Annotated in this window: 11 protein-coding genes; 3 read left to right on the top strand and 8 right to left on the bottom strand. The window is 49.9% G+C overall.

The genetic code is table 11. The annotated features are described in order from the left end of the window. Positions 1–26: 26 nt before the first annotated feature. Genes cbiE through cbiD form a run of 3 tightly spaced genes read left to right on the top strand, consistent with a single transcriptional unit; the run spans position 27 to position 4,988 of the window. Positions 27–1,289: a precorrin-6y C5,15-methyltransferase (decarboxylating) subunit CbiE gene (cbiE, locus tag QK890_RS00725; protein ID WP_250717696.1), complete on the top strand. Its 1,263-nt coding sequence runs from the start codon at positions 27–29 to the stop codon at positions 1,287–1,289. Beyond that, positions 1,286–3,085 (top strand): precorrin-4 C(11)-methyltransferase, encoded by a 1,800-nt coding sequence (gene cobM / locus QK890_RS00720; RefSeq protein WP_250717697.1) that lies wholly within the window; start codon positions 1,286–1,288, stop codon positions 3,083–3,085. The genes cbiE and cobM overlap by 4 nt, the downstream gene beginning before the upstream one ends. A gap of 1 nt (position 3,086) precedes the next feature. Beyond that, positions 3,087–4,988, top strand: coding sequence for a cobalt-precorrin-5B (C(1))-methyltransferase CbiD (gene cbiD / locus QK890_RS00715; protein ID WP_367627113.1), 1,902 nt, complete (start codon positions 3,087–3,089; stop codon positions 4,986–4,988). A gap of 134 nt (positions 4,989–5,122) precedes the next feature. On the opposite strand, the gene QK890_RS00710 is transcribed toward cbiD, so the two are convergent. From QK890_RS00710 to QK890_RS00675, 8 genes are all read right to left on the bottom strand, one after another. Next, a complete protein-coding gene (locus QK890_RS00710) occupies positions 5,123–6,682 on the bottom strand; it encodes an ATP-binding protein (RefSeq protein ID WP_220575640.1) in 1,560 nt (519 codons plus the stop codon). 210 nt (positions 6,683–6,892) lie between these two features. After that, positions 6,893–7,792 carry a DUF4906 domain-containing protein gene (locus QK890_RS00705; protein ID WP_122142166.1) on the bottom strand — a complete coding sequence of 300 codons (900 nt, stop codon included), beginning with the start codon at positions 7,790–7,792 and terminating at the stop codon, positions 6,893–6,895. A gap of 117 nt (positions 7,793–7,909) precedes the next feature. After that, on the bottom strand, positions 7,910–8,959 hold the full coding sequence (locus tag QK890_RS00700; RefSeq protein WP_032531028.1) for a BF2992 family fimbrillin-A clan protein: 1,050 nt from the start codon (positions 8,957–8,959) through the stop codon (positions 7,910–7,912). Positions 8,960–8,969: 10 nt separating this feature from the next. Further along, positions 8,970–11,078, bottom strand: a complete 2,109-nt coding sequence (locus QK890_RS00695; RefSeq protein ID WP_367627112.1) for a fimbrillin family protein — start codon at positions 11,076–11,078, stop codon at positions 8,970–8,972. A gap of 111 nt (positions 11,079–11,189) precedes the next feature. After that, positions 11,190–12,215 (bottom strand): hypothetical protein, encoded by a 1,026-nt coding sequence (locus QK890_RS00690; protein WP_367627111.1) that lies wholly within the window; start codon positions 12,213–12,215, stop codon positions 11,190–11,192. Between the two features lie 137 nt (positions 12,216–12,352). Next, complete coding sequence (locus tag QK890_RS00685; protein WP_367627257.1) at positions 12,353–13,906, bottom strand: Mfa1 family fimbria major subunit; 1,554 nt, start codon at positions 13,904–13,906, stop codon at positions 12,353–12,355. After that, complete coding sequence (locus QK890_RS00680) at positions 13,893–14,945, bottom strand: FimB/Mfa2 family fimbrial subunit (protein ID WP_122296037.1); 1,053 nt, start codon at positions 14,943–14,945, stop codon at positions 13,893–13,895. Before QK890_RS00680 ends, QK890_RS00685 begins: the two co-directional genes overlap by 14 nt. Before the next feature lie 176 nt (positions 14,946–15,121). Beyond that, entirely contained in the window at positions 15,122–16,777 is a 1,656-nt protein-coding gene (locus tag QK890_RS00675) for an Mfa1 family fimbria major subunit (protein ID WP_122296038.1), read from the bottom strand. Positions 16,778–16,785 lie beyond the last annotated feature (8 nt).

The raw sequence follows: 16,785 nt of genomic DNA, 5'->3' as shown, positions 1-16,785 counted from the left end.
AGAAAACCCATTAGAAACTTAAAGACATGACAGATCACCATCATCCCACCCAATTCATTGTCATCGGTCTGGACGACAGCCCTGCTCCTTATCTCCCACCCTCGATACAGGTACTGATACGCGAGGGTAAGGTCTTTTCAGGGGGCTTGCGTCACCATGACATCATCTCCGCCTTCCTTCCCGAAGGGGCGGAATGGATCGATATCACTGTCCCTCTCGACGCGGTATTTGCCCGTTACGAGGCCTACGACCACATTGTTGTCTTCGCTTCGGGCGACCCGCTCTTTTTCGGATTCGCCAATACCATCCGCCGGCGTTTGCCCGAGGCGAGGATACAACTTTATCCTACCTTCAACTCCCTGCAAACACTGGCTCACCGATTAGTCATGCCTTATGACGACATGCGCACCGTATCCCTCACAGGGCGTCCCTGGCATGAATTTGACCGGGCACTGATAGAACGCACACCGAAAATGGGCATTCTCACCGACAGGGAACACACCCCTGCCGCTATAGCCCGACGTATGTTGGACTATGGCTACACTCATTATACGATGTACGTCGGCGAACATCTGGGCAACCCGGAACGGGAACGTATCCGCCGGCTGGAACTTCAAGAGGCGGCAGAACTGACTTTTGAATATCCCAACTGCCTGATTGTCCATCAGTACCCCGACACCTATACTTCCCAGCACCAGAGAGGAGATATACTCTCCCACCCCGGAGCGCGTATAAATCTCCCTCCACTCGGAATCCCCGATGAAGAGTTCGAACTGCTGGACGGGCGCACCAGGATGATCACCAAAGCTCCCATCCGTCTGCTTACACTCAGTGCGCTGGAACTGAATCGCCGCGTCTCTTTCTGGGATGTCGGTTTCTGTACCGGCTCCGTATCCATCGAAGCCAAACTGCAATTCCCGCACCTGCACGTTACCTCCTTTGAGATCCGTCCCGAAGGACAAAGACTGATGGAGGTCAACAGCCGGCGTTTCGGCACTCCGGGCATCACCATCCTCATTGGTGATTTCCTTGAAGCCGACCTCGACACCATTTCCCGCCCCGATGCCGTCTTTATCGGCGGGCATGGCGGACATCTGAAGGAGATGATTGCACGCATCTCCCATTACCTCCTTCCGGGAGGATGCATTGTCTTCAACTCCGTATCCGAAGAAAGCAAGTCGCTCTTTATCGAAGGGATAAGAGAAGCCGGACTCCGGCTCCTCAGCGGAACAAGAATTGCCGTCAATGAATACAATCCCATTGAAATACTCAAAGCCGAACAACAATGAAAACAGCTATTATCGTAATATCAGAAGCCAGCATATCCATGGCGAAAACCCTCAAGCAGGAACTACCTGAGTCTGAAATTTTCTCTACCATCGCAAATGCCGACTGCCGGCATATCCCGGCCCTTCAGGAGGCAGTTCCACAACTGTTCCGCGACTCCGACGCACTTATCTTTATCGGGGCGATGGGCATTTGTGTGCGTGCCATCGCTCCCTGCATTGAAGATAAGAAGACAGATCCCGCCGTGCTATGCGTAGACAGTACGGGACGCTACGTCATTTCCGTACTCTCCGGACACGTCGGCGGTGCCAACGGACTCACCCAATATGTGGCAGGCATTCTGGGTGCCGAACCTGTCATCACCACCCGTAGCGACCGCACCGGACTCTGGGCACTCGACACCCTCGGAAAGAAATACGACTGGCAGGCAATCCCCGGTGAAAACTGCGACATGAACCACCTGATCTCCCTTTTCGTCGACTGTGCACCGACTGCCCTGTTACTCGATATTCGTGACGAAGGCACTGCCCAACTGGAACACACCTTGCCGTCACACGTAGATGTGTTCTATAACTTCAAGGACATAGATACCGGCAAATACCGCCTGTTGCTGCTCGTCACTCCTTATTTGTATGAAACTTCCGGCATGCAAGCACTCTACTATGTACCCAAAGTGCTGCACATGGGTATGGGACTGGCACGCAACGCCGGCCCGAAGAATGCCGTCATCACCCGCCTGATGAACACCTTACTGGAGGCAAACATCATACCTGCCGCCATTCGGACCATCTCCTCCATCGAAGAGAAAAAGCATGAAGAAGTACTGAAACTGCTTGCCGATGCTTATGAACTGCACTTGTATACAGCCAGCCAACTTAGCCAGGTAGATGTACCTACCCCAAGCGAGGTAGTCGATAAATACATGGGTACGCCCAGCGTATCCGAAGCCTCAGCCTTGCTGGCAGCCGGAGGCGGCCCGCTGATTCTGCCGAAGCAGAAATGTGAGAACTTTACCGTTGCCATCGCCCTGGACAGCGCAGCCGTACGCCAAGGGCACATCGAAATTGTGGGAGCCGGTCCCGGCGATCCCGAACTGATTTCGGTACGCGGACGCCGTTTCCTTGAAGAAGCCGACCTGATTCTCTATGCCGGCAGCCTCGTCCCGCGCGAACTGACCGAATGTGCCAAAGCCCGAGCCACCATACGCAGTTCGGCGTCCATGACTCTTGAAGAACAGTTTGCCCTGATGAAAGAGTTTTACGACCGCGGACAGCTGGTAGTCCGCCTGCATACGGGCGATCCCTGCATCTATGGTGCTATCCAGGAACAGATGAACTTCTTCGACCGATACGGCATGCATTATCACATCACTCCGGGCATCTCGTCATTCCAGGCCGCGGCCGCTGCCTTACAATCACAGTTCACCATCCCCGAGAAAGTACAAACCATCATCCTCACCCGAGGCGAAGGACGCACGCCCATGCCCGAGAAAGAGAAACTCAGCCTGCTGGCACGTTCGCAAAGCACCATGTGCATCTTCCTAAGTGCGGGTGTGATCGATCAGGTTCAACAGGAATTACTTGAACATTATCCTCCCACTACCCCCGTTGCCGCTTGTTATCATCTGACGTGGAAAGACGAACGCATCTATCGTGGCGAGCTGAAGGATCTGGCACAAATCGTAAAGGAGAACAACCTGACACTGACCACCATGATTGTCGTAGGCGACGCCATCGACAACCGTGAAGGATTATCACGCCTGTACTCACACCAATTTAAACATCTATTCCGTAAGTAAAATGATACTGATATTAGGAGGAACAACCGAAGGAAGGAAGGTCGTCGGCATTGCCGAAGAAGCCGGAAAACCTTATTACTATTCAACCAAAGGAGACGAACAGGAAATCAGCCTGCAACACGGAATACGGCTCACAGGTGCGCTGACCCAAACCACCATGAAAGCCTTTTGCCGAGAGAACGGTATCCGCCTGCTGGTGGATGCCGCCCATCCCTTTGCAGAACAACTGCACGCAACGGTCACCGCCGTTTCACAGGCACTCGGCATCCCTTGCGTTCGGTACGAACGCATGTATGATGACCTGTTCAAGCTGTTTAATGAAGAGATGTACGATGAATATCCGCTCAAACTGAGGGAAAAGTATGAAGAACTGTTAGAGTTACTCAACGAAGAAGGTATACATCGGGTACTTGCCCTGACCGGGGTCCAGTCCATCCCCAAACTAAAACCCTTCTGGAAGAAAAAGGAAAGTGAGTGTTACTTCCGCATTCTCGACCGCGAAAGCTCCCGCGAGATAGTCCGGAAGGCAGGCTTTCCCGAAGACCGCCTGGTCTATTATACTCCCGGCAAAGAGAACCTGCCCGAACTCCTCCGGCAACTCTCTCCGGAAGTCGTTCTTCTGAAAGAAAGCGGCGTGTCCGGAGGATTCTCCGAGAAAGTGAACATCATTACCGAACAGGGAATCCGTCTTTATATCCTTCTTCGCCCTTCTCTGCCCCCGTATGACCAGACAGTGAATGGAGTGAATGGAATGCGCCGTGCCATCGAGCACTTTCTGCCCGACTTCCTGCCCCTGCGCAGCGGACTTACCACCGGGACATGCGCAACCGCAGCCGCCAGCGCAGCTCTGCGGAAACTCCTGTCGCCCATACCCGGAAATATAATAAAAGATGTTTCCGTTTTGCTCCCCAACGGAGAAAAGATTGCCGTCCCTGTCCATTCCGTTACCGGCTCGTTCACTGACCGGCGCATGGAAGTCTCCTGCACTGTGATCAAAGACGGAGGCGATGATCCCGATGTCACGAACGGGCTACCCATTGTAGCTACCGTATCCATCGATATTTCTGAAGAAAAGCCGCACACCGGAGGTGAGCGGCAACAGGTTATACAAATCCACGGCGGACAAGGTGTAGGTACCGTCACCCTACCCGGATTGGGACTGGAAGTAGGCGGACCGGCCATCAACACCACTCCCCGGCAAATGATTACAGAAAATCTGCTGCACATCCTTGACAGACACACCCCCGTGCCCACTGCCCCCATACATGTCACCATCTCTGTCCCCGGAGGCGAAGAGGTTGCCGCTCGCACCTTCAATCCCCGCCTCGGTGTTGTAGGTGGCATTTCCATTATCGGCACCAGCGGTATTGTGAAGCCATTTTCTTCCGAAGCATTTGTCAATTCCATTCGTAAAGAAATGTCGGTAGCCCAGGCTACAGGTTCTCCCCGCATCGTCATCAATTCGGGTGCCAAGAGCGAGAAATACATCCGCAACCTCTACCCTGAATTACCCTCACAGGCTTTCGTCCATTATGGTAACTTCATTGGTGAAACCATCCGGATCGCTGCCGAACTCGGCATCCTGCAACTCACGTTGGGGGTTATGATCGGTAAAGCCGTAAAGCTGGCAGAAGGACATCTCGACACGCATAGTAAAAAAGTAACGATGAATAAAGCATTCCTGAAAGAGATAGCCCGTCAGTCCGGGTGCAACACTGCCACTGCATCAGCCATCGAAGGCATCACGTTGGCACGGGAACTTTGGGAACTCCTGCTCGAAGCGGAACTTCAGACGTTTTGTTCATTACTGATCGAACAATGCCATCACCATTGCGACCCACTGTTGCCCAACGGAGAACTGACTATTCTGCTGATAACGGAAGAAGGGAAAGTGATTCGTTAAAGAAAAGAATAACCCACATACTATTTAGATAAGTCCGAAACTCACCACAGAGGGACACAGAGTAACACAGAGTGAATATTAAGTCATTATTAATAATCTGTGTAATCTGTGGTGAAAGAGACTTTTAACATCCCTTATTCTACCAGCCACCGATCCAAATTCCTTTTTTCGGCACTGAACTCCACCCCAACTTTCACGAGTTTTCTTCCATCCATCAGATAAGGAATCAGATATCCTTTATCATCTATTTGTTGCAAAGCCCGCTCGGCCGTTCCGTTTAGTTTAAATTCAAAGACATAAATATAATCAGCTGTTTTAACCACAGCATCCGCACGCCCTTTGGCACTTCTGACTTCTACTTGGGTAAACTGCCCCATCAATTTAAAAACCAAATAAAAAACAACCTGATAATGACGTTCGGTGGCGGCATTGAGTTCATAAGGAAAATCGGCAAAGAAAGCTCGCAAGCGTGTAAGGAAAGCATCCACTTCACCTTTCCGTAACTCTTGTACAAATCTTCCGATATAAAAATTCTGTTCTTCCTCAGCTACAGGAGTATAATAAGATACAAGAAAATTCAGAAAACCGTACTTAACCTCCTCATTAGGGAAAACTAACCGGTAAAGCTCAAACTCTTTATCATATCCCTTAATCGTCAGATAACCGCTTTGATAAATCAATGCTATCGGATTATTAACTTCGATCCGATATTCCATAAATGATGAAGCGGCTACTTCCACCCCATCTATCAATGTACGCAGATCGTAATCACTTTTCTGCAAAAGTTTGACCAGGAAAGTGGGCGTACCCGTCTGAAACCAATAATTGCCAAATTCAAGTCTACTGAATGAACTAAGTACACTAAATGGATTGAATACTCCTTCTCCTTTAGGATGAAAATGATAACCGTCATACTTCCGGGCCATCATTTCAATAGCCTCTTCCGGAGTCATATCATTTGCTTCTGCCAGTTGTTTAAGTTCGGGTACAAAAGTTGTCGTAAGCTCTTCTCGCGTAATTCCACATACAGTAGAGTACGCAAAATCAAGGCTGATATCGTTCAGCTGGTTTAAATCACTAAATACACTGACTTGTGCGAACTTTGTTACTCCGGTCAGGAAAACAAAACGCAGATAGCGGTCAGCGCTCTTCAATACTCCATAAAACGCTTTTAAAGTATTACGATATTCATCCAGCAATTCCCCATTGTCCAATGCCTGCAAGAGAGGCTTGTCATATTCGTCAATCAGCACGACTACTCCACGACCGGTAAGTTCGGATGCACGACGGATCACACCGATAAAACGTTGTGACAAGGTCTCTTCATCCACCCCATGTCCGTACTTTAACTCCCACTGCGTCAACTGGCTACTCAATATCGCATGTAACGCCTGAAGCGAATCGTATTTTTCGGCATTTAGATCCAGATGCAACACTGGATACTCTTTCCACTCCGTCTCCAGCTTCTCTATGGCAAGTCCTCCAAACAGTTCTTTCTTTCCTTTGAAATATGCTTCGAAAGTAGAAAGCAACAGACTCTTACCAAATCGACGAGGACGACTCAGAAAATACGGAATACTGGTGGAAGCTATTTTCCACAATAGTGCTGTTTTATCTACATACAAATATCCTCCCTCACGGAGTTTCTCAAATGTCTGTATCCCTATCGGAAATTTACGGTCTAAGTCGATCATTTTTCCTCTATTTTAAAGGTTCATGCAAATATACAAATATAGATTAATATAATATGGGAATATGAGAATATTACTTTATAGGAATATAAGAATCTATATAAACCGAGCAAGTCCACCTTTCCCCACCGGGAAAGCATGGACCTGCAACAAACAAAACAAGCAAGGGGAAGCGTCTGTCGCAGATAGCTTCCACACGATTAAGATATATGATTATTCTAAAATGATATTGAATGTATAGTTATTGTTTCGGCGGAGAGAATAGTCATTGATATCACTCCTGCCCAGATCAATGTTTTTTGTATACTCAGTCCCCCCTTTCGTTGCTTTTATTTGGAGTTGCGTGCGTTCATTCTGGTCTGTTCCTGTGGTTACATTCTCCGCCATATAATAATAACGATAAGAAGAAGTTGTTCCCAATGTTCCGGCAGTGATCACCTCTTCCGTATAATCACCGCTTTCCGGTGCCAGATACGTATCCGAAGGGAATAGATAACCTTTGGTCTGCGCCCGCTTCAATTGAATTTTCACGTTGCTGAATACTCCTGCCGTCTTGGCCGAAACAGCTATGTTGAGCCTGCATACCAGACGTCCCAATACCACATTCACAGCGGTGGTTCCGGTAGTAATCTCTCCTTCATAATAGCCGAAAAGACATACATTCCGGTCAGCACTCCGTTCTTTCATCCAGCCCATATCTACCACCAGACTTTTGAAACCATTCAGGTTATCTGGCCACGCGGGAGTCTCCGCATCTGTCAGATTGCCTACTATGCAAAGGGTACTGCGCCCGGTCCTCAGTGTGACTCCTTCAAGCGTTGTATTGAGCACCGGTGTGGTCAGCACTATCCGTTCACTGCCGATCAGGATGCCTTCACGGTCAAACTGCAGAATCCACAAATTACCAATCAGGTTTTCATAATCGGGCGCCATCGGCTGCTCCGCACGGGTAACCGCATCATTGGTAAAAGAAGCGGCAGTGAGCCCAACCGACACTTTTACCACGTCCTCTTCCTGATCCATCGGTTCATGGGATATGCAGGCACCCAACGTAAGCAGACAAACACTAAAAACGATATATCCAAATCTTTTCATGGGACTATTATTAAGTATTACTCTAATTTGTTCATTTCACCACAGATTACACAGATTAACACAGAACTTTTAATCGTAGATATCAACGAGATAAATTATAAATCTGTGTTAATCTGTGTAATCTGTGGTGAGCTCTTATGTATCCATTTCCACATTTTCCGTCCACGAACGGTTTTGCCAGGTCAGCACAGTCACCCCGTTACTGATCTTCACCGTAGCGGTATAGTTATACGAATGCCCTGCTGTCAGATACAAACCGGTCAGTAACATCTGATACTGAGTGGGGTTACCATTCACTTTCAGATTCAGCAACACGCTGATAGAGTGCGAACGTGCATCTGTGGGCAATATGCCGGTATGTGCCATCAGGCTGTTATCGGCATTTTGGGTGGCTTGTGTAATACGTACCGATGCACTCTGGTCGCCCACTTTCACGGGCAGCACCTCTCCATTCACCCAGTCAAAACTGGTTGTATTGTCCAGTGGTTGCTGTATGCCACTGATTTCAATTCCTTCGGCAAGCATCTCCAAGGAGTGTACACCCTCACCCGCTTTGACAGTAAACTGCATCCGTGCCGTCTGGTTGATGATGGGGGGCAGATACAGGGTCTGAACATTGTTCAATGTACCCCCTTCATCAATTTTCGTAATGGTCACCGCCGTCATGGCTGTTTGCGTATACCGGTCGTCGGTCGCAAGCAGATATTCTCCATTACCGATATTGACAAAACCCTTTGAGTTTAAGGCCTTGGCAGGTGACAGGATTCTGAAGTAATAAGTACCCGCCTTCATATAAAGAGGAGTGCTACTTGAAGATATTACCGTCCCGTCGTCGTCTACCTCGCAGGGATAAAGCAAACTGCTGCCTGACGTACCGGCGTTACGTACCAGATAGGCTTTGGAATACTCTTCCATTAAGTTCTTGGTATTATCATATACCACCAGTCGTATCGTACTCCCGTCTTCCAGCAGATAAATCGGTTTATCCTGCAATGTTTCACTATCCTGTGCCGTTGCACGGGTACGGACCGAAGGAAGCATAGAAGCGTAATATCCGCCGGCAATGGGATTCACCTGTACCAGTTCCTCCGTATTCTCCTCTTCGGGAGAGGCAGGGACACATGCCGTACAGAGCAGAACCATGATTACATACAACCAACTTTTGAAGACAATCATTCTTTTCATACTTACCATTTTATTGTGAAGTGACATCCCGCACACAACGGATAGAAACGCCGGCAGCCCTGTTCGTAGAGTATACCGCAAAGTAACGACGGCCGGTATTGCCTATATATTTAAAAGAAGCAGCATACATATAAGCACCGTTAGGGGTCGATGTTGCATACACTACCTCAGCACCGGCATTATACAGTGCCGCTTGATCAGGATAAATATAACCGGAAACAGGCAGATTGATAAAATCACTGGGATGCTTCCAGTCATAATCCGTATTACAGGTACTTATATTCAGGTCGGCATCTTTATCACATGGAAACCTCGCTATTGTGACATAAGCACGGTATCGCGTTCCATTAGCATCCGTTACAGACTGATTGTCCCCAACCATGTTCAAAGCCCACATCAGGCGGTAAGCTTGTGGAGTTCCCTGGTACTTAATGGCATAAATAGTCCCATACGTACTCGTATTTACCCGCTTACAGACATAAACCGTTTTAGCCCCTGTTTCCGGATCATTCTGAGCGGTTTCTTTCCAAGCCGTCCCGCTATGGCCGTTTATAAATGTCAAGTCGCCATATTTTTCTCCTATAGGCATAATCCCATCAAAGTCTTTTTTAGTAGGCACGCGCCAGCCCATCGGACAAGGGTCATTCTTTGTGTTCTTCCAATAAGTAGAACTGGTAGCAGCAGTATTATCCCAATCACCGCCGACACTAACGTAACTAAATGTCTTACCGACATCTCCCGGATTAAGTGCTAAGGTAGCCACCGCAGGCCGCCCGATAGGACCATCGTTTTCATGCCCCACTATCTGTGGCAAAGGTCTTGCCCCTCCGTTTTGGTCAACACAACTTTTAGGTCTCAAATACTCCTTTCCGTCACTTCCCCTATATTTTATTGTTTTAGTCAAATAATACGGAATACTTCTTCCTAATTGATATACATATCCTCTGGCTCCTTCCCATCCTTCGGCGGTTGTCATATCCGCACTGGTAGCTCCGAGATTCCGGTCCATCCACATGACACCGTTAAAAGTCAGGGGTTGCCCCAGATATTGCGAATCATCATCATGTTCGATCCAATCGTACCGACGAGGAATAATAGTAATAATCTGTACATCACTGTTAGTGATCGTAATGGTGAGTGTATACTCGTAATTGGGCAGGAAGCGGAAAGGCTCCGTCACGGTTGTGCCGTCTTCATCTTTCTGAACGATCCCGTCATCTCCCATAACCGGAACACGAATTTCATACGTATCCGTTCGATCTCCACTGTTCGTTCCCGTCGTAGCTACATTTATTTTAAGTCCCTCCGTAGCCGTGGTTAGAGTCGGGAATATCAGGCATTCGGCAGCCGCACTGCCCGATTGCCCGTCTATAGTTACAGACTGCACACTTTCCGTCACAGCTTGAGAGAATCCGCTGCCCAGAACCGCACGGTCACTTTTCCCTCCCGTATGGCTGTATTCTCCGGTCGAAAGCAAGAGCGCTCCTTCGCTATAATCACTGACAGAAATACCCTGCAACCGGATATCTTGCAATACATCCGTACCCGTTGAACCGCTTTCCGGTTTTTGCTTCACCACCTCAAACTTCAACTTAGACAAAGTATGCTTGAAGGGTAAGGTAATCACTCCCGAGTTGATACCCGATTGTCCTGTCAGCACAGCACGGCGCAAGTCGGGCAGTGCTCCTCCGGTAGAGGAAGTGACGTTGCAAACAGGTACGCCATCTGCTTCGGAACCGCATACCGGCAGAGTCGTATTACCGTATGTCAGTGCATAAAAGTCGAGGATTCGGCCTTCAAAACGGTCTTCGTCAGTACCTGTACTCAGATATTCTATCTGATGTGTGCCGTCCGCATCCACGACCTCCGTGCCCTCCTGCCCATTCATCGTAGAGAGTCTGCCGCTCCACGAACTCCCTATAAGTCCGTATAGCCGGTATTTAGTGCCGGCTGTGAAATGATTCACCGACACATCTCCCGCACGGGTGATGGCCTGCTCTTCACTCGAGGAGAGTGTAAAGCTGTCACCACCCTGCGCAGGTATGTGTTCCTCTTCGGGAGTGCAGCCGGTAACCAGTACCGCTACGGTTGAAAGAAAGAATCGTATTATTGTTTTCATATATTCAGCTCTTTTTATTTAGATTCACCACAGAGGACACAGAGGGCACAGAGTTGGAGTATTTAAGTTTACAGCCCCTCCCCTGTTCACCGTTCCCTGTTCACCGTTCATCTATGTACTTGGAACCGGTTCAGGAACCACCACGGGAATGGTCATTTTTCCTCCATCCCCCCACTCTTTCTCTTCGCCTTCCAGCGTAAAAGAGTCGATATCAAAATTGAGAGTGGTTCCATACGACTCTCCGGCCTGCAACTGAGTTACCGGGGCTCCGGATTGATCCATGAAATTCAGATTGCCATCCAAAACAGGAAAGCTTGCCTTTCGCGCTCCGGTCGTAAAATTTACATCCTTGGCCACATCCGCTGTCAACGTAAGCCCCGGTGTACCCAAAGAGGAAATATCGGTCAGCAAGTCGTTCGTCGCACAGGGTATCAGATAGAATACCGCAATTTGCGTATCTTCCGTACTCAATATCTGACCGGGATGATCGATAACCAAATCGGCGGAAGCCGGAGCCGCTACATAGTGTTTCACCCCCGTATCCCATTTCACCCCTCCGCACACTAACCGTGAGGGTACTTTCAACTTGAGGTTCTTGACATACAGCTTACCGACCGTGTTGTCCGTACGCCTTGCCTTGAGCACGATGCGTACAGTGGCATGCGCGAACTCCAACGCCCGTCCGAAAGGTTGCTTCCTGCTGCCCGTAACTCCATTCGGAGTAACCAACACATCGGTCAGCCCTGCTCCCGAAGACGGTAACGAATAGGTGCCGTGACCATCTGCCATAGTCATGGCCGAAGGGCAAAGTCCCATCACCACCACCCGGGAGTTATCAGCCGGATAATCCGCTTCCGTATTATAGGGTGCATCGGCGTAATCACCGATCCCTCCTGCCGGAGTGGAGATTTTATAAGGAGAGCCCAATGTCCCCACACTGAAATCCGTCTCTTTCCAGAACAGCAGTAACGGAGTGCTTTCACTGCCTGCCACCCCATCCGTACGAGTGAGAGCTACCTCCATGGGTATCTCCTGTTCGTACTCTCCTTCTCCGGATGCACACGAGGCAGACAACAGACACAGGCAAAGCAGCAGGCATGCCCGGCAGAATCCACTCTTTTTTTCTTCTTTATTCATAGTTGTATGCTTTCTTTTTCAGCTTTCACCACAGAGTACACAGAGGGCACAGAGAACATATTTTTCTCTTCAATACCCTATAAACAAGAGATTAAAACTTCGTGTCGCTCTGTGGTGAATCATATTTATTTTCCTTTCTACGTCGGCCTGACTATAATTGTATTACCCGAACTCGTCACCCAGTCCGTCACTTTCATCGTGGCACGCATCGGCTGCGGCAAAGCGGCCGAAGGCAGGCTAAACCGGGTAATACACAGCAGATAATAACGGTTGCGCAAAATGCCGGAATCCGTACTGAAAGCAATTGTGCCGTCGGTAGCAATTGTGCCGTCTATATAAGTGTAATAATAACCGATCCCGCCTTCGTAAGCGGTAAAATCAGTACGTTTCAGGGTACCCGCACCGATGGCGGCCTTCATGCCCGCATAGCTGTAATAGTCACTCCCGTTGGTAAAGTAAGTGCCTGCCGCATGTGCTTCCGCCTCGGCAAGTGTCGTCGTTGCGGGCAAGTAAGTAGCGGCATCGGCGGGAGATGTCAGGGTTTGCGTGGTTCCGGCCCCGGTAACAATCTGTTTGGGGACAAACTTCGCCGCTACCAGCAGATGGGTAGCCACCAGGCGGGGAATCTCCGCTTGGGTTGAACTGAGCGTTCCTGTCAGATCCAGCCCGCCTTCAAGAGAGGCGGTAGAAATGGCAGTCGTGTTCTCCGGACAATACAGTCCACCGGTATAAGCGCCGCTTGTCGAGGGGACAGTGGCCGTAGCATTGTACCGGGGGGCGTCATACGCTTCCGGAGCGCTACCTTCTGCCCAGACACTGCCCAAGGTACGGTAAGCGAATTGCTGTTCAGACACATCGGGCGCCGACACATAATTGCCGCCACCATCTTTTACCACATACGGGTCTACTTCATAGTTAGGATCTTTCCCATCCGAAGGCGCATTCAGATACACCTTCCGGTTCACCGTATTGAGGGCATACCGCACTTCCGACAAACGAATCCAGCCCGGATCATCCGCCGGACGAGCCGCATGATCGGACATCCGTACATACGCCCCTCCGTCGTCCGTATAGGTATCGCACACCAGCAGTACTTTAGCCACCACCCTTTCGAGCGCGACAGGCGAGGCCGTAAGATCTATATTCACATCGGTACCCGCACTGACCGTTACGGCATCGGCGGTTTTTCCGGTCATGGCAATGCCCTCCGCCTGACGGGCAAACTGTCCGATCACTTCGTCATATCCGTCTCCGGCAGCGGTATACAATCCCAGGCCTTCCGCCTGCCCGCAAATGGCATGCACCTGGCCGGGCAACAGATTGGCACCCACATAGACCTTCTTCCGTCCGGGAGCAGTCGGTATGCGGGCCTGATACACGTCCGTCGTACCACTTGTCGCGCCGTAAACCACTTCGTACTGCACATCATTCCAATCTTCGTTTCCGCTCCCGTCGACCGATACCAGAAAAACGGCGACAGAAGAGATCTTCTCCTCAACTGCTTCGCCCGCCGATACGGCCGCCCGGGTACTTGCTCCCGCCACCCGCACCGAGAAACGGACACACGCCGTCACCCGGTCCGTCCCTGCCGGAGTGCCCGGCATATCGGTATCGTCGGAGCATCCACATGCCAGCAGGCAGAGCAGAAACCGAAAAAACAAGATAAATATGCTGCCTTTACAGTTGTGCATCATTCAGTCTGATAATCCATCCGTTAATGTTCAGCGCCTCCAGCCTTCCCATCGGGGTAAGGTAGAAAATCACATTGAACTGATCTTCGTAATCAAGGTAATCCTGGTCGCTGAGCTCCACACCGCTGCTCTCTTCAAACAAAGGACGCGTCATCAGCAGATAATGCGTCAGGTCGACGTCCACTACTTTCTGTCCCGAGGTGCGGTCAGTCACCACCAGACGGGCCTCCTGCCCTGCCAGTAAGCGCAATGTATTCAAGCGGGCACGTGCCAGACTGACTTCTCCCGTACGGGTGGCCGCCGGTTCCGTTTCGGACGCGGACTCCGTATGGTAGGCGGCATAAGTCACCCGGTTGCCCGTTATTATCTCGTTGTCGGCATTCAGGTGACCGTTATCCACCAACAGGGTAAAGTCATAATCATCGGCATCCAGCCCCTCGCCCGAAGTGTCGTGCAGGGTGATGATGAACCGGTTGCTGTCCTTCAGCATCGGCACACTGACCGATGTCAGTTCCGAAGGCTGTATCCGGCTCAACCGGACATGCCCATACCACAGGTGTCCCAGTTCGTCATCCTGACGTCCGTCCCCGTCACGTTCCAGCCAGAGGACCAACTCGTCACGGGTCGAACTGCCCGGTGTGAGCTGCGGTATCCGGTAATGCCGGTTGTCCCCTCCCGCCCAGAACACCAGTTCGTAAACATCTCCGTCTTTATATTCCAGTGGCAGGGTAATGATAGATCCATTTTCAGTCAGCGATTGCCTGTTTTCAGTGTGCAGGCAGACAAACTGTCCCTGTGCGTCGAACACGTAGAGGGACAATGTGTCAATCTCGTCGGTGATGATGCCTATCCCGCTACCGGGCTGTATCTGTGCATGCAATGCAGGCTGAAGACGAATACGAAAACCACTGGGACAGTCGCCGCGATCGTCCTTGGTCCACGAGCAGGCGGATAAGCCCGCCAACAGGCAAAACCATAAGAACGGCAGAAGCCGACTGCCGGAATGGGAGAAACAGGAGGTCTGAAAGTTATCGGACATGGTTGGGAAAATTTTATGATTGAACAGGGGGTTCACCACAGAGTACACAGAGGACACAGAGTTTTAAGCTCTTGTTTATAGGGTATTGAAGAGAAAAATATGTTCTCTGTGCCCTCTGTGTACTCTGTGGTGAAAAACCATCTCAAAGCAATTACTTTATAACAGAAAACAGTGGGTTAACGTCCCAATACGGCACTATTCGTGCGTACTGTCCAGGGTTTGATACTTAACTTCACATTCAGCAATACGGTGGTCGGATCATCGGTTTCGGTATCGGTGATGATATCTTCGGTTACACCGTCTTTGCCCACACCTTGAATACCGGTGACGGTTACTTGATAGACATTGTTGCGGACAATGCCGAACTCCATCACGTCTTCTGCCGTATTTTCCGAAGGGATGTGCTTGATCCAATACGGATAATAACAAACGAACTTGCCATCGGCACTCCCTTTTTTGAAGCACTGGACGTCGTTCTTCTTCAGGTCAGCAGGGGCACCACTGGCAGAACTGGAAGTAGTTCCGTCCGCCAGCAATACGCCGGCTTCCTTCAGCGCTGCAATATCCTTGTAAAAGATGCCGGAATGATAGAAGATTTCAGACATGCCGGTAAATGTGGAGTTCTCTTCCACACCACCACTACCAGCCTTTTTTTGCATCATTTTACTCGGAGCTATTTCCGCTTTAAATACGATACCGGTTGTATATCCGTTCTTCTGTTTTTCCTTCAGCATCGTGTTTTCATAGCAGTAAGCGGCGACTTTGGTTTCTGCCGCACTGGAAGAATAACCCGGCATAGCCGTATAACTTCCCCCAAAAGAACCGAAAGACGACAAGCTGAATGCGCCTGATGCTTGCAGATACCAGTCGGCATAGCTACCGGCTAAAGCTGCAGGTGTGCCGGCGTAAGTTTTACTATACGTTTTCGGATCTACCACATACGGCAATGAAGTGCTTGAGTTACCATAATTTGCCTCGGTCAAAGGATTCGTTGCAGAGCCTTCTTTATCCACATGACGGAAATAATACCCCTCTTTCCGTGCGTTGACTACATAATAGTCTTTCAGGGTGATATTCGTAATATTGCCGATAGCAGTCACTGTGGTAGAAAAGCTGGTATACACATTAGCGGCAGAAGCCACATTGGCTCCTCCCGCCGTCACCGTAATCTTTCCCATCATACGCTCTACCGTTGCCGCAATGGTTTGTTCCGGATCTTTGGTGATCGTCTGGGCAATATAAGGAAGAGTATTCGTTTTATCACTGTTGGGAGAACGGCTCGCCATCACCAGTCCGGCCTCCGGCACAGCGGCTATCACGCCCGTAGCGTCAGCCGTTGTCTTTGCAAGGAAATCGGCTTCGGTCAAGCTATTCTTGCTGGTGTTATCCACTCCATTGACCGTACCGTTCACCACAATGTAAATACGATAGTCTCCCGGTGTCAAGGCTGTTTTCTTACTGGTCCATACAATCGTTTTAGCGTCGGCAGTGCTGGCTGTCATTTGTGTAAACTGGTTGATGGAAATAATCTCTTTCAACGTAGCGCTACCAAAGCTACTACCCGCTCCTCCCGGAAACAAATACAGGTTGGCGGTCTTCACTTTGTATTCATCCTCCGTACCGGCCTCCGTATCTGTACCGCTATCATCTGCTGTCGTACCGGCTCTTGTTTCCGCCACGCCGTTCGGCACGGCAATGGTCACTGTGGTATAAGCTCTCGCTTCTTCCGGATTCTCTCCGCCCGGGATGTCCGTATCGTCGGAACAGGCGGACCAGGTTGTCAGCAGCAAAGCAGCCAACCCCATCATACTCATGTACTTTAGTCTTTTCATTTCTTTTT

Source organism: Bacteroides sp. NGMCC 1.200775 (assembly GCF_040798045.1).
Taxonomy (GTDB): domain Bacteria; phylum Bacteroidota; class Bacteroidia; order Bacteroidales; family Bacteroidaceae; genus Bacteroides; species Bacteroides hominis.
This window is presented reverse-complemented; position numbering and strand designations above follow the sequence as displayed.

Excerpts from the sequence above, each read along its gene's own strand:
- cbiE (WP_250717696.1), top strand. The coding sequence starts at position 27 with ATGACAGATCACCATCATCCCACCCAATTCATTGTCATCGGTCTGGAC.
- cobM (WP_250717697.1), top strand. The coding sequence starts at position 1,286 with ATGAAAACAGCTATTATCGTAATATCAGAAGCCAGCATATCCATGGCG.
- cbiD (WP_367627113.1), top strand. The coding sequence starts at position 3,087 with ATGATACTGATATTAGGAGGAACAACCGAAGGAAGGAAGGTCGTCGGC.
- QK890_RS00710 (WP_220575640.1), bottom strand. The coding sequence starts at position 6,682 with ATGATCGACTTAGACCGTAAATTTCCGATAGGGATACAGACATTTGAG.
- QK890_RS00700 (WP_032531028.1), bottom strand. The coding sequence starts at position 8,959 with ATGAAAAGAATGATTGTCTTCAAAAGTTGGTTGTATGTAATCATGGTT.
- QK890_RS00695 (WP_367627112.1), bottom strand. The coding sequence starts at position 11,078 with ATGAAAACAATAATACGATTCTTTCTTTCAACCGTAGCGGTACTGGTT.
- QK890_RS00690 (WP_367627111.1), bottom strand. The coding sequence starts at position 12,215 with ATGAATAAAGAAGAAAAAAAGAGTGGATTCTGCCGGGCATGCCTGCTG.
- QK890_RS00685 (WP_367627257.1), bottom strand. The coding sequence starts at position 13,906 with ATGCACAACTGTAAAGGCAGCATATTTATCTTGTTTTTTCGGTTTCTG.
- QK890_RS00680 (WP_122296037.1), bottom strand. The coding sequence starts at position 14,945 with ATGTCCGATAACTTTCAGACCTCCTGTTTCTCCCATTCCGGCAGTCGG.
- QK890_RS00675 (WP_122296038.1), bottom strand. The coding sequence starts at position 16,777 with ATGAAAAGACTAAAGTACATGAGTATGATGGGGTTGGCTGCTTTGCTG.